Annotated in this window: 24 protein-coding genes, 1 other RNA gene and 1 riboswitch; of the genes, 13 read left to right on the forward strand and 12 right to left on the reverse strand. The window is 68.1% G+C overall.

The window, feature by feature from the left end; translation table 11 throughout:
- Positions 1 to 74: 74 nt before the first annotated feature.
- Both ABLI39_RS03955 and ABLI39_RS03960 read left to right on the forward strand, forming a co-directional pair.
- Positions 75 to 881 carry a DUF8453 domain-containing protein gene (locus tag ABLI39_RS03955; protein ID WP_349412119.1) on the forward strand — a complete coding sequence of 269 codons (807 nt, stop codon included), beginning with the start codon at positions 75 to 77 and terminating at the stop codon, positions 879 to 881.
- A complete protein-coding gene (locus ABLI39_RS03960; protein ID WP_349412120.1) occupies positions 878 to 1,432 on the forward strand; it encodes a hypothetical protein in 555 nt (184 codons plus the stop codon). Before ABLI39_RS03955 ends, ABLI39_RS03960 begins: the two co-directional genes overlap by 4 nt.
- 111 nt (positions 1,433 to 1,543) lie before the next feature.
- Here the strand turns inward: ABLI39_RS03960 and ABLI39_RS03965 are convergent, their stop codons facing one another.
- Positions 1,544 to 1,783 carry a hypothetical protein gene (locus tag ABLI39_RS03965; RefSeq protein ID WP_349412121.1) on the reverse strand — a complete coding sequence of 80 codons (240 nt, stop codon included), beginning with the start codon at positions 1,781 to 1,783 and terminating at the stop codon, positions 1,544 to 1,546.
- Positions 1,784 to 2,151: 368 nt separating this feature from the next.
- Here ABLI39_RS03965 and ABLI39_RS03970 point away from each other — a divergent pair, with 368 nt between their 5' ends.
- The 10 genes from ABLI39_RS03970 to ssrA all read left to right on the forward strand — a co-directional run bounded on the left by ABLI39_RS03970 (position 2,152) and on the right by ssrA (position 9,067).
- Positions 2,152 to 2,409 (forward strand): hypothetical protein, encoded by a 258-nt coding sequence (locus tag ABLI39_RS03970; protein WP_349412122.1) that lies wholly within the window; start codon positions 2,152 to 2,154, stop codon positions 2,407 to 2,409.
- A 3-nt stretch (positions 2,410 to 2,412) separates the two neighbouring features.
- Positions 2,413 to 2,790 (forward strand): TadE family protein, encoded by a 378-nt coding sequence (locus tag ABLI39_RS03975; RefSeq protein WP_349412123.1) that lies wholly within the window; start codon positions 2,413 to 2,415, stop codon positions 2,788 to 2,790.
- Positions 2,771 to 3,211: a hypothetical protein gene (locus ABLI39_RS03980; RefSeq protein WP_349412124.1), complete on the forward strand. Its 441-nt coding sequence runs from the start codon at positions 2,771 to 2,773 to the stop codon at positions 3,209 to 3,211. Before ABLI39_RS03975 ends, ABLI39_RS03980 begins: the two co-directional genes overlap by 20 nt.
- Positions 3,208 to 3,678 carry a pilus assembly protein TadG-related protein gene (locus ABLI39_RS03985; RefSeq protein ID WP_497899868.1) on the forward strand — a complete coding sequence of 157 codons (471 nt, stop codon included), beginning with the start codon at positions 3,208 to 3,210 and terminating at the stop codon, positions 3,676 to 3,678. Before ABLI39_RS03980 ends, ABLI39_RS03985 begins: the two co-directional genes overlap by 4 nt.
- A 28-nt stretch (positions 3,679 to 3,706) precedes the next feature.
- On the forward strand, positions 3,707 to 4,822 hold the full coding sequence (gene prfB, locus ABLI39_RS03990) for a peptide chain release factor 2 (RefSeq protein WP_349412125.1): 1,116 nt from the start codon (positions 3,707 to 3,709) through the stop codon (positions 4,820 to 4,822).
- A 171-nt stretch (positions 4,823 to 4,993) separates the two neighbouring features.
- Positions 4,994 to 5,737, forward strand: a complete 744-nt coding sequence (ftsE, locus tag ABLI39_RS03995; RefSeq protein ID WP_349412127.1) for a cell division ATP-binding protein FtsE — start codon at positions 4,994 to 4,996, stop codon at positions 5,735 to 5,737.
- On the forward strand, positions 5,734 to 6,648 hold the full coding sequence (ftsX, locus tag ABLI39_RS04000) for a permease-like cell division protein FtsX (RefSeq protein ID WP_349412128.1): 915 nt from the start codon (positions 5,734 to 5,736) through the stop codon (positions 6,646 to 6,648). Before ftsE ends, ftsX begins: the two co-directional genes overlap by 4 nt.
- Before the next feature lie 25 nt (positions 6,649 to 6,673).
- Positions 6,674 to 8,062 (forward strand): peptidoglycan DD-metalloendopeptidase family protein, encoded by a 1,389-nt coding sequence (locus ABLI39_RS04005; protein ID WP_349412129.1) that lies wholly within the window; start codon positions 6,674 to 6,676, stop codon positions 8,060 to 8,062.
- 39 nt (positions 8,063 to 8,101) lie between these two features.
- A complete protein-coding gene (gene smpB / locus ABLI39_RS04010; RefSeq protein ID WP_138768848.1) occupies positions 8,102 to 8,572 on the forward strand; it encodes an SsrA-binding protein SmpB in 471 nt (156 codons plus the stop codon).
- A gap of 126 nt (positions 8,573 to 8,698) precedes the next feature.
- Positions 8,699 to 9,067: a transfer-messenger RNA gene (gene ssrA, locus ABLI39_RS04015) on the forward strand.
- A gap of 110 nt (positions 9,068 to 9,177) precedes the next feature.
- On the opposite strand, the gene ABLI39_RS04020 is transcribed toward ssrA, so the two are convergent.
- Both ABLI39_RS04020 and ABLI39_RS04025 read right to left on the reverse strand, forming a co-directional pair.
- Positions 9,178 to 9,312: a hypothetical protein gene (locus ABLI39_RS04020; protein ID WP_261375082.1), complete on the reverse strand. Its 135-nt coding sequence runs from the start codon at positions 9,310 to 9,312 to the stop codon at positions 9,178 to 9,180.
- Positions 9,313 to 9,364: 52 nt separating this feature from the next.
- Entirely contained in the window at positions 9,365 to 9,736 is a 372-nt protein-coding gene (locus ABLI39_RS04025; RefSeq protein ID WP_349412130.1) for a hypothetical protein, read from the reverse strand.
- Between the two features lie 110 nt (positions 9,737 to 9,846).
- On the opposite strand from ABLI39_RS04025, the gene ABLI39_RS04030 reads away from it, so the two are divergent.
- The gene (locus ABLI39_RS04030) at positions 9,847 to 11,253 is read left to right on the forward strand and encodes an MFS transporter (protein WP_349412210.1); all 1,407 of its coding nucleotides are present in this window, start codon (positions 9,847 to 9,849) and stop codon (positions 11,251 to 11,253) included.
- Here the strand turns inward: ABLI39_RS04030 and ABLI39_RS04035 are convergent.
- The 9 genes from ABLI39_RS04035 to aroA form a co-directional block, all read right to left on the reverse strand.
- Complete coding sequence (locus ABLI39_RS04035) at positions 11,250 to 11,621, reverse strand: fluoride efflux transporter FluC (protein ID WP_349412132.1); 372 nt, start codon at positions 11,619 to 11,621, stop codon at positions 11,250 to 11,252. The two genes, ABLI39_RS04030 and ABLI39_RS04035, sit on opposite strands and share 4 nt — an antisense overlap.
- The gene (locus ABLI39_RS04040) at positions 11,618 to 12,064 is read right to left on the reverse strand and encodes a fluoride efflux transporter FluC (protein ID WP_349412134.1); all 447 of its coding nucleotides are present in this window, start codon (positions 12,062 to 12,064) and stop codon (positions 11,618 to 11,620) included. The genes ABLI39_RS04035 and ABLI39_RS04040 overlap by 4 nt, the downstream gene beginning before the upstream one ends.
- A gap of 11 nt (positions 12,065 to 12,075) precedes the next feature.
- Complete coding sequence (locus ABLI39_RS04045) at positions 12,076 to 12,789, reverse strand: metal-dependent transcriptional regulator (RefSeq protein WP_349412135.1); 714 nt, start codon at positions 12,787 to 12,789, stop codon at positions 12,076 to 12,078.
- 10 nt (positions 12,790 to 12,799) lie between these two features.
- Entirely contained in the window at positions 12,800 to 14,017 is a 1,218-nt protein-coding gene (locus ABLI39_RS04050; RefSeq protein ID WP_349412212.1) for an Nramp family divalent metal transporter, read from the reverse strand.
- Positions 14,018 to 14,185: 168 nt separating this feature from the next.
- Positions 14,186 to 14,962 carry a class I SAM-dependent methyltransferase gene (locus tag ABLI39_RS04055; RefSeq protein ID WP_349412136.1) on the reverse strand — a complete coding sequence of 259 codons (777 nt, stop codon included), beginning with the start codon at positions 14,960 to 14,962 and terminating at the stop codon, positions 14,186 to 14,188.
- A gap of 98 nt (positions 14,963 to 15,060) precedes the next feature.
- Positions 15,061 to 16,485 carry an aminotransferase class V-fold PLP-dependent enzyme gene (locus ABLI39_RS04060; RefSeq protein WP_349412137.1) on the reverse strand — a complete coding sequence of 475 codons (1,425 nt, stop codon included), beginning with the start codon at positions 16,483 to 16,485 and terminating at the stop codon, positions 15,061 to 15,063.
- A 34-nt stretch (positions 16,486 to 16,519) separates the two neighbouring features.
- Positions 16,520 to 16,633, reverse strand: a riboswitch (SAM riboswitch).
- A gap of 89 nt (positions 16,634 to 16,722) precedes the next feature.
- Entirely contained in the window at positions 16,723 to 17,535 is an 813-nt protein-coding gene (gene hisN, locus ABLI39_RS04065) for a histidinol-phosphatase (protein WP_349412138.1), read from the reverse strand.
- Positions 17,536 to 17,581: 46 nt separating this feature from the next.
- A complete protein-coding gene (gene rsgA, locus ABLI39_RS04070) occupies positions 17,582 to 18,697 on the reverse strand; it encodes a ribosome small subunit-dependent GTPase A (protein WP_349412139.1) in 1,116 nt (371 codons plus the stop codon).
- Positions 18,681 to 20,066: a 3-phosphoshikimate 1-carboxyvinyltransferase gene (aroA, locus tag ABLI39_RS04075; RefSeq protein ID WP_349412140.1), complete on the reverse strand. Its 1,386-nt coding sequence runs from the start codon at positions 20,064 to 20,066 to the stop codon at positions 18,681 to 18,683. The genes rsgA and aroA overlap by 17 nt, the downstream gene beginning before the upstream one ends.

Raw genomic sequence — 20,066 nt, forward strand, 5'->3', positions numbered from 1 at the left:
CCCCATCTCCGGCCACCCAGTAATCGGACGTAGTTGCCACAAATCACAGGGGTTATGCCGGTAGATTTTGACCCATGATTGATCTTGATGCGCTGGCGGCGTACCTGCAGGGGTTCTGGCTTTGGCTGATAGACAGCAGTCCCGCCTTGGGTGTCCTGGTGGCCGCTGGCTCCGCGATTATTGCGCTCCGCGCAATCCTCCAAGCAGCCAAGGATAGCGACCATCGCACCCGGCCCGTAGTAGCTGCCGAATTTCAGTTGAGCCGCGAGAGCGACAGCAGCATGGATCTGGTTATCCGGAACTACGGATTGTCCATGGCTAGGGATCTGAGCGTCACGTTTGACCGACCGGTCACCAGCACTTCCGGCGACGGCGAAGACAAAGGCGGGGGCATTGCGATCAGGAATCGCTACGAGGGCCGTACCTTCTCAGTGTTGAGTCCCGGGCAAGAGTTTAGGAACACATGGTGGTTGGGGACGTCCCGCGCCGGTCACGACAGACTCGTCAACCATCACGATACTCCCGACGAGGTGATCGTCACCGTTGCCTATTCAGACCTCAAAGGCAAGCGGTACAGCGATCCATTCACCCTTCACGTGGACTCTTTTCTTTTTGCTTCTTCAGCGGTTTCCAGCACGTCCGTTAGGGGGCGTCTTGGGCAAATAAGCAGTGCGCTTCTGGGTGTGAAGGACAATAGCAAGCGCATGGCGGATCTTGCCGCCGAACACCTGAGGGAGGACCGCCATCCGTCGTTTCCCACCGGCGAGACAATAACGAATGGACCGGCCACCATGACGAGTGCAAGCATTCCACAGATTCCGATCTTCGCAGACACGAAGCCGAACCTGCCCAGAAGGAGCGACAAGGAGCTAGATAAGTGAGTCGAAAACCACCGACAGAAATGGACCGACTCATTCTTTTCGTGGAGTTAGCCGACCATTATCTCAAGGCGTGTGATGAATTGCCGCTCGAGACCGGTGTGAGTATCTCCATGTCCGAAGAGGTTCCTCTGGCTTTGGAGTTGCGCCTGATGCTACTGCGCAAGTTCGTTGAACAGGATCGTGACGGCGACGGTAACGTACACCTTCGCCGCGTTGCTTCCGCCTTCGGGGAATGCTTCGTCGGGAGCTCCCCGGTTTACCAGGAAAATTTGACCCTGTACGCCGCCGAAGTGGGCAGAGTGCTAGAGGGGAAAACCGGCATGGTGGCCAATGGCGTCCAAGATGAAAAGTATGGCATCTTCTACGACGCCTTATACGGCCGGCTGATGCACGCCGACTGGGGCCGCAATAGTGCAAATTTGGGCCGTGCTGGGTTCATCATGAGAGCGGCACTAACGGACATATACCTGCACCTGGACGGGCTCGTTCGTGAGGCTCACTTCTCGATAACTTCAGCTCTGGAGCAGGGGCAGTTGCGGCCGAGGCGCTAACGTCTCAGTCAGCGGCCTGAAAACAGCGCCAACCTTTGGAGTTCGCCCGTCCGTCGGGATGATCTTCTCATCCGGCGGCGGAACACACCGGGAGACGGTCTCGGTAGGAAATCAGTGATTGGCTGGACTCCCGCACATTGTGAGGAGCCCGCTGTACGCGGCATAGAAATTGTTCCACTCGGAGTCCGGTAGCTTCCCGTTGGGCGAGTCGATGGTGGCTTGGTCGCTTCTGACCATGCCCTTGAAAGCGTCGCCCAGCCGCCCGTCGATTCGCGTGCTGAAATCTCGGTAGTAGTTGATGGTGTACTTAGCCGTCACCAACTCGTTGTCTTTGGGGCTGTTGAAGACCATTTCTCGCCAGGCTTTGCACGCCTGACTGGTAGTCATGGGTTCGGGGACACACGACACTAACGTCCCAGCAAGGGCCGTCGAGCTAATGAGTGCCGCCAAAAACCGTTTCATATTGCCAACCGTTCCGCTTTTTGCCCCGATCCTACCTGCAGGCCCTCGTAATGGTGCAGAGGCAGCAGTAGGCGGCCTCCGAGAGCAACGTATTTCCCGCAAACGTGCAGAAACGGTAGTGCTGCACGAGCGGGGTGCCGCTAGTCTTCGGCGTGCTGCCGCTGACGGTGGTGTTCGCCGTCTTCCCGGGCCTGGCGGCCGTCAGCCTGGGGCTTTGAGCCGGGCGCAGTGATCAAAGTAGAGACAAAGGGGTAGCTATGAAGACGATGGGTATTCGCACGCTGTTGTTGGTCCGCCTGGCGGGCGTGCTGTTGTGGCGCCCCGGCGCCGCCGGGACGCCTGGCCGGCCGCACCCTGCCAGAGCGCGGAGCGTGGACCCGCGCGAGCGAGGGGACGTGCCCGGCTGGGTGATGATCACCCTGATGTCTGCCGTGCTCGTCGCCGCGCTGCTGGCGCTCGCCGGCCCGGCGCTGGAGGGGCTCTTCAACCAGGCGATGCAAAAAGTCGGGCAGTAGGCGGTGGAGGCAGGTGGCCAACGCGGCTCGGCGGTGGTGGACTTCGTCCTGGTCGGGGCCCTGCTCACGCTGTTCTTCCTCGCGATCGTGCAGCTTGCCCTCGTGCTCCACGTCCGGAACACGCTGATCGACGCCGCCGCCTCGGGGGCCCGGTACGGCACCCTGGCCGACCGCACAGCGGTCGACGCACGGGACCGCACCACCGAGCTGATCGGCGTCGCCCTCACCCCGGAGTTTGCCCGGGATGTCAGCACCGCGGAGACCAGTTACGCCGGCATCCGCACCCTGGAGGTGACCATCCGGGCCCCGCTGCCCGTGATCGGCCTGATCGGCCCCCGCGAGCTGCTGGAGGTGAAGGGCCATGCCGCCATCCAGCCCTGACGGCGGCGACCCCGAGCGGGGGAGCGCCGTCATCGAATTCACCTTCCTCTGCCTCCTGCTGATGGTGCCGGTGGTCTACTTCATCATCACAGTGGGCCAGCTCCAGGGCGGCTCCTTCGCCGTGGTGGGCGCCGCGGACCAGGCGGCGAAGGTCTTTGTCGCCCAGCCCGACGCGGCGAGCGGCCGGGCCGCCGCCGAGCAGGCCGTGCAGTTGGCGCTCGCCGACTATGGCCACCCGGCCGAAAATGCCAGCCTGGAAACCAGCTGCGACCCGGCCGGCTGCACGGCACCCGGGTCCGCGGTCACCGTCACCGTCCGCCTCACCGTGCGGCTGCCCTTCGTGCCGTTCAGCGATGTGCTCAAGCTCGACGCCGGGCAGCTGAGCGCCTCGGCAACCCAGCTCGTCGGGCGGTTCCGGTGACCCCGCCGCCGGCCCGGGTCAGCGGGGACCTCCGCCGCGGCGAGGACGGCCAGCTGATGGTGCTGATCATCGGTTACGTGCTGCTGGCCCTGCTCGTCACCTCCGCGGTCGCGGGGGCCTCCAGCGTCTATATCGAACACAAGAAACTGCTGTCCCTCGCGGATGGGGCGTCCGTGGCCGCCGCGGACAGCTTCACCCTGGGCCAGCTGGAAAGCTCCACCGGCAGCCCCACCGCTGTCCTCAGCGCCGCCAGGGTCCGCAGCACCGCCGCCGACTACCTGAACCGTACCGGAGCCTTCGGCCGGTTCAGCGGCCTCGAAGTCGGCCCGGCCACAGGCAGCCCGGACGGGTCCACCGCCGTCGTGGTCCTCAGCGCCGCCGTGCACCCGCCGATCGTCAACTTCCTGGTCCCGGACGGGGTCCGGATCGAGGCGACGTCGACGGCGCGATCCCGGCTGACGCGCTGACGCGCAACCGGGGTAGGCTTGAAAAACCATGGCAAACATTGATTTTCCCGCAGAAATCCGCGCGCTCCGCGCCACCTACGCCTCCATCGAGAACGTTTCGAATGTCGAGGCGCTGAAGGAAGACATCGCTGAACTGAGCGAGCGCGCCGGCGAACCGAACCTCTGGGACGACCCCGCGGCCGCGCAGGTCATCACCTCCAAGCTCTCGCACAAACAGTCGGAACTGGAACGGCTGAACAAACTGGCCGCCCGGATCGATGACCTGGAAGTCCTCGTGGAACTCGGCCAGGACGAAGACGACGCCGACTCGATGGGCGAGGCTGCCGCGGAACTGGAATCCATCCGCAAGGCGTTGAAGGAGCTTGAGGTCGTTACGCTGCTCTCCGGCGAGTTCGACGAGCGCGAAGCGGTGGTTACCATCCGCGCGGGCGCCGGCGGCGTGGACGCGGCGGACTTCGCCGAGATGTTGCTGCGCATGTACCTGCGCTGGGCCGAACGCCACGGTTACCCGACCACCATCATGGACACCTCCTACGCCGAAGAGGCCGGCCTGAAGTCCGCCACCTTCGAGGTCAAGGCCCCCTACGCCTTCGGCACGCTCAGCGTCGAGGCCGGCACGCACCGGCTGGTCCGGATCAGCCCTTTCGACAACCAGGGCCGCCGCCAGACCTCGTTCGCCGCCGTCGAGGTCATCCCGCTGATCGAGCAGACCGACTCCGTTGAGATCCCGGACAACGAAATCCGCGTCGACGTCTTCCGCTCCTCCGGCCCGGGCGGGCAGTCGGTCAACACCACCGACTCCGCCGTGCGCCTGACCCACCTGCCCACCGGAACGGTGGTGTCGATGCAGAACGAAAAGTCCCAGCTGCAGAACCGCGCCGCCGCCATGCGCGTGCTGCAGTCCCGCCTGCTGTTGCTCAAGAAAGAGCAGGAGGATGCCGAAAAGAAGGCGTTCGCCGGCGACGTCAAAGCGTCCTGGGGCGACCAGATGCGCTCTTACGTGCTCAACCCGTACCAGATGGTCAAGGACCTCCGCACCGAACACGAGGTGGGCAACACCTCGGCCGTGTTCGACGGCGAGATCGACGACTTCATCGATGCGGGCATCCGCTGGCGGACCGACAACCGCAACGCCGAGAAGTAGCCCGCACAGCGCAGCCAAAATCCCGCGACACACCCCCGCGTTCCGGCCCCGGCGCCGTTACCCGTGCGTATAGTCGAGGGGCCGGTGCCCTACTTCCCCCAAAAGAAAGCCCGCGCCCCGGCAGCAGAACTGGTCTGAAAAACGCCCGGCTCCTGCAGGGTACTTAGGGCCATGATCCGTTTCGAAAATGTCACCAAGGTCTACGACCAGAAGGCGCGACCGGCGCTGGATTCGATCAACCTTGAGATTGACCGCGGCGAATTCGCCTTCCTGGTGGGAGCCTCCGGCTCCGGCAAGTCGACCTTCCTGCGCCTCGTGCTCAAGGAGGACCGCGCCTCCTCGGGCGCCGTCTACGTTGCCGGCCAGAACGTCGCCAAGATTTCCAGCTGGCGGGTGCCGCGGCTGCGCCGGGGGATCGGCGTCGTGTTCCAGGACTTCCGCCTGCTGCCGCAGAAAACCGTGTTCGCCAACGTCGCCTTCGCCATGCAGGTCATCGGCCGGAGCCGCAGCGTCATCCGCGAGACCGTCCCCGAAGTCCTCAAGACCGTGGGCCTGGAAGGCAAGGAGAACCGGCTGCCGCACGAGCTCTCCGGCGGCGAGCAGCAGCGCGTGGCGATCGCCCGCGCCGTCGTCAACCGTCCCGGCATCCTGCTTGCCGACGAGCCCACCGGCAACCTGGACCCCACCACCTCGATGGGCATCATGGGTGTCCTCGACAAGATCAACCAGAACGGCACCACCGTGGTGATGGCCACGCACGACGACGACATCGTCAACGAGATGCGCAAGCGCGTGGTGGAACTGCGCAACGGCGTGGTGATCCGTGACGAGGCCCGGGCCCTGTACACCTCGATGGTGCCGGTGGTCGGCTCGTCCCGCCGGCTGCGGGACGCGAGCGGGGAGGACCGGCTGTGAGGCTCGCCTTCGTCCTCGCCGAGATCGGCAGCGGCCTGCGCCGCAACTTGTCCATGGTGGTCTCGGTCATCCTGGTCACTTTCGTTTCCCTGACCTTCGTGGGCGCGGCCGGCATGCTGCAACTGCAGATCAACCAGATGAAGGGCTACTGGTACGACAAGGTCCAGGTCGCCGTCTTCCTCTGCAGCGACGGTTCGACGGCGCCCGGCTGCGCCACCGGCCCGGCGACCCCGGAGCAGCAGGACACCCTGCGCAAGCTGCTGCAGTCCCCGTCCGTGGCCCAGTACGTCAACGACTTCCAGTACGAATCCAAAGACGACGCCTACCGGCACTTCAAGGAGCAGTTCTCCAACTCGCCGATCGTGGACTCGGTCACCCCTGACCAGCTCCCCGCCTCCTTCCGGATCAACCTGAAGGACCCGGAAAAGTACCAGGTGATCAGCGAAAACTTCTCCTCCCAGCCGGGGGTGGAGTCGGTCATCGACCAGCGCCAGCTGCTCGAGCGGCTCTTCTCCGCGATGAACGCCGCCTCCCTCGTGGCGGTCAGCGTGGCCGGGGTGATGATCGTCTGTGCCATCCTGCTGATCGCAACCACCATCCGGCTCTCCGCGTTCAGCCGCCGCAGGGAAACCGGGATCATGCGGCTGGTGGGCGCGTCCAAGACCGTGATCCAGCTGCCCTTCATCCTGGAGGGCGTGATCGCGGCCGTGATCGGCGCCGCCCTCGCGTCCGGCACACTCTGGGCGGTGGCCCACTTCTTCCTGGGCGAGTTCCTGTCCAAGCAGTATCCGGACACGGCATTCATCTCCCCGGCCCAGACCCTGATCCTGGCTCCGGCCCTGATCGGCCTGGGCGTCCTGCTTGCCGGGATATCATCACTCCTGACCCTCCGCCGCTACTTGAAGGTTTAGCCTTGCGCAACGAAGAGGAATGCTCATGACACCGATGGCCCGACGCACCGCCCCGGCCCGCCTCGCTGTCCGCCGCAGCCGCCTGATCAGTGCGGCGGTAGTGCTGGTCCTGGCCGCCAACCTCGGCGCCTCGACCCCGGTGGCCTTCGCCGACACCCTTGAGGACCAGCAGGCTGCCCTCAACGCCGAGGCCGCGCGCGTCCAGCAGTCGCTCGAATTCGTGGATGCACGGATCGCCAAGGCCGCCGGCGACCTGGTGGTCTACCAGGGCCAGCTACCGGGCGCCCAGCAGTCGCTGCTCGAGGCCCAGGGCCGGGTGGCCGGTGCCGTCAAGGAGGTGGAGGCCCTCGCCGCGCGCGTGGACCTCGCCCAGCAGAACAAAGCCAAGATCACCCAGCAGCTCGAGAACGACAAGCAGAAGATCGCCGACACCAGGAAACTGATCGGGCAGATCGCCACGCAGGCCTACAAGTCCGGGGGTGTGCCGTCCAACCTCTCTCTCTTCTTCGGCTCGAACAAAAGCGGAAGCCTGACCGACACCATCGACCTGGCGGACCAGGCGCTGCGCAGCCAGAACTCCGCGATGGACAAGCTCACCCAGCAGAACGCCACCAACGTGAACTCGCAGGCCCGGCTGCAGGCCGTCGAAGCCGAGATCAAGGACCTCAAGGCCAAGGCCGACGCCGCGCTGGCCCGCGAGAAGGCGGCCCGCGACGAGGCCGAAGCCAAAAAGGCCGAGGTGGACAAGCTGATCGCGGACACCACGCGCCTCAACGGCGAACTGCAGGCGGCCAAGCCAGGCATCCAGAGCCAGCTCGCCCAAGTCAAGGCCCAGCAGGACGCCGTCGCAGCCGAAATCGTCGAACGCGACCGGAAGCTGCGCGAGGCGTGGGAAGCCGAGCAGCGGCGCATCGCGGAGGCGGCCGCCGCGGCCGCCCGTGCGCAGGGGCAGGCCACCCAGCCGTACGTTCCCGCGCCCCCCGGCCCGCTGTCCGCTTTCGGCCTCCGCAGCCCGTTCAACGGCGTCCCGATCACCTCGGGCTTCGGCTGGCGCGCGACGCCGCCGGGCACCATCGACTTCTACGGCCAGGGCGGCTACATGCACACCGGGATCGACTTCGGTGCCGCCTGCGGAACCCCGGTCTTCGCGCCGGCGGCGGGCACCGTCTACTCGGCGGGCTGGGGGAACGACGGCGGCGGCAACCACGTGAAGATCTCCCACGGCGTTGTGCAGGGCAACTCGCTGACCACGATCTTCTACCACAACACCTCCGTGGTGGTCTCCTCGGGCCAGCAGGTCAGCCAGGGGCAGCTGATCGCCTACTCCGGAACCACCGGCAACTCCACCGGCTGCCACTCGCACTTCGAGACCTGGGTCAACGGCCGGGCCGTTGACCCGATGGGCCTGCTCTAAACTGGAAGTGACCCGTTCCATCGACTGAGGAGTTTGACCGTGCCTAAAGAAAGTGGCCGGAAGGTAGTGGCCACCAACCGCAAGGCCCGGCACGACTACCACATTATGGACACCTATGAGGCCGGCATCGCGCTCATGGGCACCGAAGTGAAGTCCCTGCGCGAGGGCCACGCCTCCATGGTGGACGGGTTCTGCACCTTCTACAACGACGAGCTGTGGATGGAGGGCATCCACATCCCCGAATACCACCAGGGGAGCTGGACCAACCATGCCGCCCGCCGGCGTCGGAAGCTGCTCCTGCACCGCGACGAGCTGACCAAAATCTCGCACAAAATCCGCGAATCGGGCTTCACAATCGTGCCGCTGCAGCTGTACTTTGTGGACGGCCGGGCGAAGGTGGAGATCGGCGTCGCGCGCGGTAAGAAGGAATACGACAAGCGCCAGACGCTGCGCGAGCAGCAGGACAAGCGCGAGGCCCTGCGCGTGATGCGGGAGCGGAACCGGGCCTGACGCCCTGGTCCGGCCAGCGGAGCGGCCGGGAATGAAACCGGCGGACGTTGCGTTATGATGGGTAGTCCGGGAAGGATCCGCAGGGATCGCAACCGGATTGAAGAAGATAGTTTGATAACAAAATACGGGGATGATCGGTTTCGACGATGTTAGTCGCGACAGGTGAAGCGGGCCGAGGATGCAGAATTATCTCGTAAACGCTGTCTGCAAACCAATAAGTGCCGAATCAAAACGCACTGACTTCGCTCTCGCTGCCTAAGCAGTAAGACAGTCCGTCAGCCCGAGGTTGCTATTGCCCCGGATCCTGGCGTCATTTAGATAGCCACTGCTGTTTACCTCCGTCATCGGGGTGAACGGGACTCTTTGATGACTGGGCCCGGATCAGCCAGCTGTTTGCAGCATGGCTGGGGCCGAGAAAATCCGACGCAAACTGCGCCCGGAGAAGCCCTGACAACACGACATCGGACGGGGGTTCAATTCCCCCCATCTCCACAGCAGGAGCTCCGGCAACGGAGCTCCACCCCGTAGCAAAAGGCCGGAAGCATCAGCTTCCGGCCTTTTTGTTGTGCTGGACGGCATCGTCCGTAGTCGCGGGACGGCCGCGGTCAGCGCTTCTTGATGTGCGCCACCGGGTCGGTGTGCTCGTCCACGATGTGCTTGGCCTTCTTCTCGGCCCGTTTTTCCTTGATGGTTTTGACCGGCTTTTTGGTGAGGTGCCGGTGCGGCGACTTGTCAGGCATTTTGCGCGCTCCCTAAAAGGTGGGGGCCCGGGATGAGCCCGTGCTTTTAAGGCTACGCCTCGGGTACGGCGACGTCCACGATGCCGATGAACCGGCTCCCGACGCCTTCGTACTCGCTGCGGACCAGGCCGGCCTCGAGCGGGGGCAGTTCGTAGGGCGCGTGATCTGCGCAGCAGACGTAGCTGAAGTCCGGCCACCACTTCTTTGGCCGGGCCGTTTCGGCGAACCCGCAGACGGCGCAGGTCAGCTGGACCCAGACGGGCCGCTTGCCGGTCCGGTTGGCACGGGACTGGAGCAGCCACGCCGGCGGGCTGTCCAGCAGTTCGCCGAGTTCGGCCTCGGACAGCCGGGACGGGATGCCGTGACGGTTGGCCATTTCCAGCGGAATATCAAGGGCCTGGGCAGCTTCACGTCTCGTAACCATCATGCAATTTTACCGGATCCGGGGGCTCCGGCCGTCTCCGGGCAGCCGGTGCTAGGCTCATGGCAAACCCGGTGTCCGCTCTAAGGCGGACAGTGAGGAAGGCAGCAGCCATGTCCGGCACCCCCGCCGCAGCCACGTCCGGCGTCGAGAAGCGCGTGCTGTACGTGGCAATCGTCGCGTCCTTTATCGCCTTTCTGGACGGCTCGGTGGTCAACCTTGCCCTGCCGGCCATCGGGCGCGAGCTTGGCGGCGGTCTGGTGGTCCAGCAGTGGGTTGTCGATGCCTACCTGCTGACCCTGGGCGCGCTGATCCTGGTGGCCGGGTCCCTCTCGGACCAGTTCGGCCGGGTACGGGTCCTGCAGTGGGGCCTCGCGGGTTTCACCGCCACCTCGGTGCTGTGCGGCCTGGCCTGGAGCGGGGAGTCGCTCATTGTGGCCCGCGGCCTGCAGGGTGTCGCCGGAGCCCTGCTGGTGCCCAGTTCGCTGGCCCTGATCGTGACCGTGTTCAGCGGCCCGGCGCAGTCCGCGGCGATCGGCAAGTGGTCCGCCTGGACGTCCGGCGCCATCGTCGCCGCCCCGCTGCTCGGGGGCATCTCCGTGGACGTGTTCACCTGGCGGCTGATCTTCTTCCTCAACATCGTTCCCGCGGTGGCGGTCTGGCCGGCGCTCCGCCGCCTGCGCGAACTGGACCTGGGCCGTCCGCCCGGCAGCACCATCGACGTCAGGGGGACCGTGCTGGCGGTGATCGGCCTCGGCGGCATCGTGTACGCCTTCATCGAACGCGGCAGCCTCGGCTGGGGCGCCCCGCAGGTCTGGCTGCCGCTGGTCGTCGGCCTCGCCGGCCTCGCCGGGTTCCTGCTGCACGAACGGAGCACCCCGGCGCCGATGATGCCGCTGCGGCTCTTCGCCATCCGCAACTTCGGCTGGGGCAACATCGCCACCACGGTGATCTACGGTGCGCTGAACCTGGGCTTCTTCGTCCTGGGGCTCTTCCTGCAGCAGGTCGCCGGGCTTGGTGCCACCGCCGCCGGGTTCGCCCTGCTGCCCTCCACCCTGATCCTGCTCCTGCTCTCCGCCCGGGTCGGGGCGCTGTCCGGCCGTTTCGGCCCGCGCTGGTTCATGACGGCGGGGCCGCTGTTGTGTGCTGCGGGCTTTGTGATGCTGCTGGGCGTCGGCCTGCCGCTGGACTATTTTGGCCAGGTCTTCCCGGGGATGGTGGTGTTCGGGATCGGCCTGGCAGTGACCGTGGCGCCGCTGACCGCGGCGATCCTGGGCGCGGTGGATCCGGAGGAGGCCGGGATCGGCTCGGCCGTGAACAACGCCGTCGCCCGCATCGCGGGCCTGGTCACCATCGCGTTCGCCGGCTTGATCACGGGGCCGGTGATCACGACGTCGGGCCTGCACGGCACGGCGATGGTCACCGCCGGTCTCTTCATCGCCGGCGCCGCGGCGTCCGCCGTCGGGATCCGGAACCCGCCACGGGAAACCGTGGACAGCGCCGGCGCCGACCCGGCCTAAGCGGCGAGGACGACGCCGAGGGCGGCAGCGGCGAGCCCGGCGGCCAGGTTGGTGCCCACGTTGAGCACTGCCGCCCGGTACCGGGCCTCGCTGACCAGCCGGATCGTGGCGGTGGTCCAGGAGCTGAACGTGGTCAGGCCGCCGGCCAGGCCGCTGGCGAGGGCTGCCTGCCACTCGGGGCCGAGGCCCAGCCGCGGCGTCACGCCGAGGGAGAGCCCGATGATGAATGATCCGGCGACGTTTACCGTCAGGGTCGCCCAGGGCCAGTGTGGATGCGGGCCGGGCCGGTGGGCAAACCAGGAGTCGACGGCGAACCTCAGCAGGGTCCCGGCCACCCCGAAGGCCCCGACGAGCAGTGCGGCGGTCACTGTGCCCCGCCGCTCAGGTCCGCCAGCGCCTTGCCGGATTTCCAGCCGGCCGCGGCCGCACCCAGTCCGAGGACCAACGACAGCGCGAGGTAGGCCAGCCACACGGCGTGGAAGCCGCCGCGGATCAGCTGGTCCACGGCGAGGGCAAGCGCCGAGAAAGTCGTGAAGGAACCGAGCAGGCCCGGGCCGAGGCCAGCCCTGAGCCAGAACGCCGTCCGGGGCCGTGCGATCCAGAGGGTGGTCAGGGCGGCGAGGACGAAGCTCCCGGCGACGTTGATCGCCAGGGTGGTCCAGGGCACGGCGCCGGCCGTCTCGGGGAAGGCCAGGCCAGCGCCGTAGCGCAGCTCGGTGCCGATCAGGCCGCCGACCGCAACTGCCGCCCACGCCCGCCAGCCGGGGAGCGCGGCGGCGGCGACCGGCCGTTCCCCGGGAAGCGCCCTCACGCAGCGCCCATTCAGCGTCCCGCCATGCTGCAACCGGCGTGGGCCGCGTCGCTGTGCACCCAGAGCGCCGCAGCCACCTCGTCGGCGAGGTCGATTTCGCGGGCCTCGCCACGCCCGCCGATCCTGACCACGAGGGGGCCGCCGAAGGGCTTCCGGCCGCGAACCTCCACCTCGGCGTCAAGATCGATTTGTTCGGCGGCGAGGTAGCGCAGCAGCTCGGGGTTCTCGTCGCTGATCCGGGTAATGCGACCGGTGTGGCCGTCGTCGAGCTCGCTCATCCGGTGCGCCGGCGGCATCAGGACCGAGCCGTCCGAGGCCGGAATCGGATCCCCGTGCGGATCCCGGACCGGGTTCCCCAGTTTGGCCGCCATCCGCTCGATGAAGGTGTCCGAGACGGCATGTTCCAGGAGTTCAGCCTCATCGTGCACCTCGTCCCAGCGGTAGCCGAGCTCCTGGACGAGGAAAGTCTCGATCAGCCGGTGCCTGCGGACCATCGAGAGGGCCAGGCGGACGCCGTCCCCGGTCAGGGTGACGGCACTGTAGGGCTTGTGGTCCACCAGGCCCTGGTCCTTGAGTTTGCGGACCATCTCGGAAACCGAGGAATTGGCGACGCCGAGGCGCTGGGCCAGCTGCGTGGAGGTGATGGGTTTGTCCTGCCACTCCGTAAAGGAGTAGATGACCTTGACGTAATCCTCGATCGAGGAGGAGGGCGGACTGGTCTTCACAGCCCCAAGCCTACCGTCCGGCGGCGCCGCTGAAGGTGAGCCACAGCAGCACCAGGTTCAGCACCACCACCAGGACCACACTGACGATGGCGGCCACGCGCAGCGCCATCCCGTCCGCGAACTGTCCCATCAGGGTCTTGCTGCTGGTCAGCACAACGAGCGGGACCAGGACGAACGGGATCCCGAAGCTGAGCACCACCTGGCTCAGCACCAGGCCCCAGGTGGGGTCAAAGCCCACACTCAGCAGCACAACAGCCGGGATCAGGGTCAGCACCCGGCGTGTCATCAACGGGATCCGGATCTTGAGTAGTCCCTGCATGATGGACCCGCCGGCGTAGCAGCCAACGGAGGTGGAGGCCAGGCCGGAGGCGAGCAGTCCGATGGCGAAGACCACCCCGACCACGGGTCCGAGGTTGGCGGTGATGGCGGCGTGCGCGCCCTCGATGGTGTCCGTTCCCTCCTCGCCGCCGAGGGTCGAGGCGGCCAGCAGCAGCATGCCGATATTGACGATGCCGGCGACGGCCAGCGCCGCGACGACGTCCCACCGGGTGGCCTTGACCAGCCGCGCGACGGCGTGGGGCGGGACGTGGAGGTGCGGGTTGGGGCGGTGCCGGTCGCGGGAGAGCGCCGAGTGCACATAGATGGCGTGCGGCATCACGGTGGCGCCGAGCATGCTGGCGGCCAACAGCACGGTGTCGGGACCCTGGAAGCGGGGCACCAGCCCGGCCACCACACCGCCGGCGTCAGGCGGGCTAATGACGAGGCCGGCCAGGAATCCCACGGTGATGATGCCGAGGAGAAAGATGATCACGAATTCAAAGGGCCGCTGCTGGTTGCGGCTCTGCACGGCGAGCAGGGCCATCGAAATGACGCCGACAATCACCGCGCCGAGGGGGAGCGGGAGGCCAAAGAGCAGGTACAGGGCGATGGCCCCGCCCACCACTTCGGCGAGGTCGGTGGCGGCCGCCACGATTTCGGCCTGGACCCAGAAAGCGCGGCGCCAGAGCGGCCGGAGCCGTTCGCCCAGGACTTCCGGCAGGCTCTTGCCCGTGACGATGCCAAGCTTGGCGGATTGGTACTGCACCAGCACCGCCATAACGTTGGCGACGACGAGGACCCAGACCAGGAGGTAGCCGTACTGCGCGCCGGCAGTGAGGTTGGCGGCCACGTTCCCGGGATCGACATAGGCGATGGCCGCCACGAAGGCCGGTCCCAGCAGCCCGAGCAGGGCGCGGCGCCCGCCCCGGCCCTTGCCGGCGGGCGGCGGACCCCCGGCCTGGGGTTTGGGTCCGGTGACGTCCAGCACTGCGTTCTCCCTTGAAGTTCTTGGTGCCTGCACTTAAAAGTTAGGCACACCGAAATCATAGGCGGGGCGGGCGTGCGGTGCAATGCGGCGTCAGGCCTTGGTGGCGCGCCAGCTTTGGGTCAGATACGGGAGCGGCAGGACCTCGCTGTCGGTGTGCCCGAGGTGTTCGTGGAGGTACCAGTCGAGGTTGCCGAGCACCTTGGCCCGCGTAGCATCGCCGGCCCGCAGGTAGTAGCTGCGGGACTTGGCCAGTTCCATGATGTCCTGCGTGCCCACAGGATCTTCCCAGCGGGTGAGGTGGCTCTCCAGGCCGGTGAATTCAGGCCCCAGCGGCGGTGTGAAGTGGGGCTTGTGGACGTCTCCGGCGTGCATGATCCGGGAGAGCCGATGCACCCAGGGCACCGAGGTGTCCAGCTGGTTCCAGATCAGCCCCAGCACCCCGTGCGGGCGCAGGATCCGTGCCACCTCGGTGCTGGCCAGCAGCGGATCGCACCAGTGCCAGGCCTGCGCCACCGTGACCAGGTCGAAGGCCTCCGGTGCCAGGGACGTGTGTTCGGCGGTCCCCTCGACGGCGGCCACGCCCGGCAGGGCCCGGCGCAGCTGTTCGAGCATGTCCGGGGACGGATCCACGGCCACGGTCCGCAGCCCCCGTTCGACCAGCAGCGCGGTGAACTTTCCGGTGCCGGCGCCAAGGTCCGCCGCGTCGCGGGCTCCGGCGGGGATCAGCCAGTCGGCGGAGTCCGCCGGGTAACCGGGCCGGACCCGGTCATAGTGCTCGCCGCCGTCCTGGAAGCTCTCCCCGAGCTCCCGCCGGCGGTCATGCTGCAGTTTGGGTCCCCCGTGCAGGTTGGGGCCGCCGCGTGCCACGTGCGATCTCCTTCGGCAGCTTTTGGTGCGTACCTACAGAATTTACCGCACGGGGCCGCGGCGGGCCGCCCGGCTGGCCCTCGATGACGACCCGGACGCTAGTCCAGGGTGCAGGGGGCGGCGCCGGCGGTGCCCGGCGTGTTGGGCGCCCAGTGCGGATAGCTGCGGGTGTCGTTGGCCGGGACCCAGCGGCCGGCGTCCACAACGTAGTCCCAGCCCAGGCCGTTGCGCCGCAGCGCCTCGAGTCCGGCCAGCAGCCGCTGCGCGTCGTCGAGCCGGGAGCCGAGGCCGAAGCTGGCGCGGAGGGAGCCGGCGGGCAGGCCGAGGCGCTTGAGCAGCGGGTGCGCGCAGAACCGGCCGTCGCGCAGGCCGATGCCGTGCTCGGCGGACAGGTACGCGGCGACCAGGCCGGCGTCGTAGCCCTCAACCGAGAAGTTCACGACGCCGATCGTGCCCGGGTTCCCCGCGTGGCCGGTGTCCTCGAAGATGTGGTGGACGCTCACGCCGTCGATCCGCTCAAGTCCCTCGACGAGGAAGGACCGGATGGCGTCCTCGTGGGCATGCCACTGCTGCTCGTCGAGGGCGGCAATGACTTCGGTGGCGCGGGCCAGCGCGGCGGCGCCCAGGACGTTGGGGGAGCCGCCCTCGTGGCGGGCCGGTCCGGTGGTCCAGCTGACGGCGTCGAGCCGGGCGTCCCGCACGGCGCCGCCCCCGGCGAGGTGGGGTGTGCCGGCGTCGAGCCAGTCCGGGCGGCCGACCAGCACGCCGGCACCGAACGGGGCGTAGAGCTTGTGCCCGGAGAAGGCGAGGTAGTCGACGTCGTCCGCGGTGATGTCGATGCGGCGGTGCGGGGCCAGTTGGGCGGCGTCGACGGCGATCCGGGCCCCGTATTCGTGCGCCAGCGCGGCGAGTTCACGGATCGGCAGGATTTCTCCGGTGACGTTGGAGGCGCCGGTGACGGCGAGCAGGCTCACGCCGCCGTGGGCAAGTTCCTCCCGCAGCCGCGCCAGCGTGCCGGCCAGGGTGCCTGCGGCGACGACGCTGCGGTGCGGGACGTTCTGCCAGGGCAGCAGGTTGGCGTGGTGCTCGATGTCGAGGTACAGCACCTCGCCGGTGTGCCGGCCCCCGGCGACGGGCAGGCAGCCGGCCAGCAGGTTCAGCGAGTCGGTCGTGTTCCGGGTGAAGATCACCGAGTCGTCCGGGCGGCCGCCGACGAAGCCGCGGACGATGTTCCGGGCGTTCTCGTACACCGAGGTGCTGAGCTGGGAGGCGTAGCCGGCGCCGCGGTGGACGCTGGCGTAGTACGGCAGGATCTCGTTCAGGTAGGCGGAAACCACGGACAGTGCCGGGGCGGAGGCGCCGTAGTCCAGGTTGGCGTAGCGGACATGGCCGCCCTGGATCAGCGGGGCCTGGATTTCGGCGCCGGAGACCGCGGACAGCGGGCGGCTGGCGGCGTCGAACCGGGCATCGGGGTGCGCCGGTGCGCCGGCGGAGGGGTGGCTGGGGATGGTGGCAGTCGTCATGGGACCTCGCTCGGAAAGGACCCCGCTCACAGGGGATCCGCGCTTGCCGGGTCCGCTCCGGACCGGCCAGGTCGTCACCCGGGGCACCCCGCCGCGAATGGAGGGTTGCCGGCCAGCAAACCGGGGTTTCGCGCTGGCACTCGTGACCTGCTTCGAGCCTAGGACATGGCACTCCGCACGGAAAAGGAAGGCCGGAATATGAAGCCCAGTGTTACGGCCGGCCTGGAGCGGGACCGCCTAGAGCAGGTCGTCGAGGTCCGGGTTGAGGCGCTTGAGGACTTCCGAGTGCAGGATCGAGTTGGTGGCCAGGGCGTTGCCGCCGAAGGGGCCGTCCTCACCCTCGAGGGAGGTGAAGCGGCCGCCGGCTTCGGTGACAATCGGGACCAGTGCGGCCATGTCGTAGAGGTTGAGTTCCGGCTCGCAGGCGATGTCGACGGCGCCCTCGGCCACGAGGCAGTAGGACCAGAAGTCGCCGTAGGCGCGGGTGCGCCAGACTTCCTCGGTGAGCCCGAGGAACTCGTCCAGGTTGCCGCGCTGCTTCCAGCCGCCCAGGGAAGAGTACGACAGCGAAGCGTCCGAGAGCTGGGAAACGTTGGAGACCTTCAGCCGGGTGGCCGCGGCCAGCGACCGGCCCATGTAGGCCCCGGCGCCCTTGGCCGCCCACCAGCGCTTGCCCAGGGCGGGGGCACTGACGACGCCGACCACGGGTTCGCCCTCGTCGACGAGGGCGATCAGGGTGGCCCAGACGGGGACGCCGCGGACGAAGTTCTTGGTGCCATCGATCGGGTCGATGATCCAGCGGCGCGAGCCGTGGCCGGAGCTGCCGAATTCCTCGCCGAGGACAGCGTCGCGCGGGCGGGAGCGGGACAGCTGCCCGCGGATGGATTCCTCGGCGGCCTTGTCGGCGTCGGTGACGGGGGTCAGGTCCGGCTTCGTCTCGATCCGAAGGTCGAGCGCCTTGAAGCGGCTCATGGTCTGGGAATCTACGGAATCTGCCAGTACATGGGCAAGGCGCAGGTCATCGTTGTAGCTCGAAGCGGGTTGGCTCATGGTTCCAAGCTACCGTCTAAACCCGCCGCTGACCGGGAGGCGACCGCTAGGAGACGCTGCCGAGTTCCTTGGTTTCCTGCGCCTCAAGACGGGGGTCCGTGCCGAGCAGCCGGCGCAGCGACGCGAGCCGGGCCGGGCCGGACGGGCCTGCGTGGCCGCCCTGCACCCAGGCGTCCACCCCGCAGTTCACGGCGGCGGCGTCGTGTTTGCAGCCGCGGTCGCAGTCCTCGGTACCGGGGGCCAGGTCCGGGAAGGACCGCAGGATCCGGTCCGGGTCCACGTGGGCCAGGCCGAAGGACCGGATCCCGGGGGTGTCGATGATCCAGCTGCCGGCGGGCGCGTCGTTGACCTTCAGCGCCAGCGCGGAGGACGAGGTGTGGCGGCCGCGCCCGGTGACGGCGTTCACCCCGCCGGTGGCGCGCTCCGCCCCGGTCAGGGCGTTGACCATGGTGGATTTTCCGACGCCGGAATGGCCGAGCATCACGGTGACTCTGCCGTCGAGGTGGGCCCGCAGCTCGGAGACGGCGGCCTTGTCCAGCCGGGCGGAGAGCCCGTCATCGGACCGGGCGTCGATGCCGGAGGCTGCCGAATCCGCGGTCTTGGAGATGATCACCGGGAAGTCGAGGTGCTGGTAGTTGGCGAGGAGCTCGGCGGGATCCTTGACGTCGGCCTTGGTGACGAGCAGGAGCGGCTCGATGCCGGCGTCGTACGCGGCCACGAGCGCGCGGTCGATGAACCCGGTGCGCGGTTCCGGGTTGGCGGCGGCCACCACGACGACGAGCTGGTCGGCGTTGGCGACGACGGCGCGTTCGATCGGGTCGGTGTCGTCCGCGCTGCGGCGCAGCAGCGTACGGCGGTCCTGGATCCTGACCAGCCGGGCCAGGGTGTCGGGTTCGCCGCTGACGTTGCCGACCAGGGAGACGAAGTCGCCGGCTACCACGGGGTTGCGGCGCAGTTCCCGGGCCCGCGCCGCGATGATCTTGCGTTCGTCCGCGGTGCCTTCGCCGACGACGGCGGTGTACCGCCCGCGGTCAACGGTGATGATCCGCCCGGTGACGGCGTCGTCGTGGCTGGGCCGGTCCTTGGTGCGGGGCCGGGTGCCCTTTTTGTTGGGGCGGATCCGGACGTCAGACTCGTCCCAGGAGTCAGTGCTGCGTGCCACCGGCGGCGTCCTTCTCTGTGGTTCCCTGCGCCAGCATGTCTTCCCAGAGCTGCGGGAAGTCGGGCATGGTCTTGGCCGTGGTGCCGATGTCCTCGACCTCGACGCCGGGCACGGCCAGGCCCAGGATGGCGCCCGCGGTGGCCATCCGGTGGTCCGCGTAGCTGTGCACCACGCCGCCATGCAGGGCGGCGGGGCGGATGATGAGGCCGTCGGCGGTCTCTTCGGCGTCGCCGCCGAGCCGGGTGATTTCGGCGACGAGGGCAGCGAGCCGGTCCGTTTCGTGGCCGCGGAGGTGGGCGATGCCGCTCAGCCGGGACGGGCCGGTGGCCAGGGCGCAGAGCGCCGCCACGGTGGGCGCGAGCTCGCTCGTCTCGTCGAAGTCGCCGCCCTTGATCTCCGGGCCGCCGCTGACGTTCAGGGTGCCGCCGTCCAGCGTCACGGTCGCGCCCATGGCGGTCAGGATGCCGCGCCAGAGGTCACCGACCTGGGTGGTTTCCGCGGGCCAGTTCGGGATCCGCACGGTTCCGCGGGTGGCCAGTGCGGCCGCCAGGAACGGCCCGGCATTGGAGAGGTCCTGCTCGATCCGCTGGTCAAAGGCGCGGATCGGGCCGGGGGCGACCACCCAGTGGTTCGGCACCGAGTCATCGACCGCCACGCCCACGCCGCGCAGCACGGCCACGGTCATGTTGATGTGGTCCAGGCTCGGTACGGGCTTACCGGCGTGTTCGAGATGGAGGCCCTCGGTGAAGCGGGCGCCGGCCAGCAGCAGGGCGGAGACGAACTGGGACGATTCGCTGGCGTCGATGATGAGGTGGCCGCCGCGTACTTGGCCGGTTCCGCGGACGGTGAAGGGCAATGACGCCGCCGGACCGCCGTCGGGCGCGTTGACTGCCACGCCCAAAGCGGCCAGGGCCTCGATGATGGTGCCCATCGGGCGCTTGCGGGCGTGCGGGTCGCCGTCGAAACGCGATTCGCCGTGCCGCAGGGCTGCCAGCGGCGGCACAAAGCGCATGACCGTTCCGGCCAGGCCGCAGTCAATTGCGGCGTCTGTTGCCACGGCGCCGCCGGCGATCGGGCTGATCTCCAGATCCGGGCCGAAGGCGCCGTCGCCGGGCACCTCGGTGATGGTGGCCCCGAGTTGCCGCAGGGCCTCGACCATCAGGGCGGAGTCCCGCGAGTGCAACGGGGCCCGCAGCCGGGAGGGGCCGTCTGCGAGGGCGGCCAGGACCAGGTACCGGTTGGTCAGGGACTTGGAGCCCGGCACGGTGACGGTGGCGTCAACGGGGCGCCCCGCAAAGGGCGCACGCCAGTGCGGACCGCCGCCGGCCGGAAGGGATGAGGCTGCCGCGGTGGGGGTGGTGCCAGTCAT

The organism is Pseudarthrobacter sp. B907 (assembly GCF_040137805.1).
Taxonomy (GTDB): Bacteria; Actinomycetota; Actinomycetes; order Actinomycetales; family Micrococcaceae; genus Arthrobacter.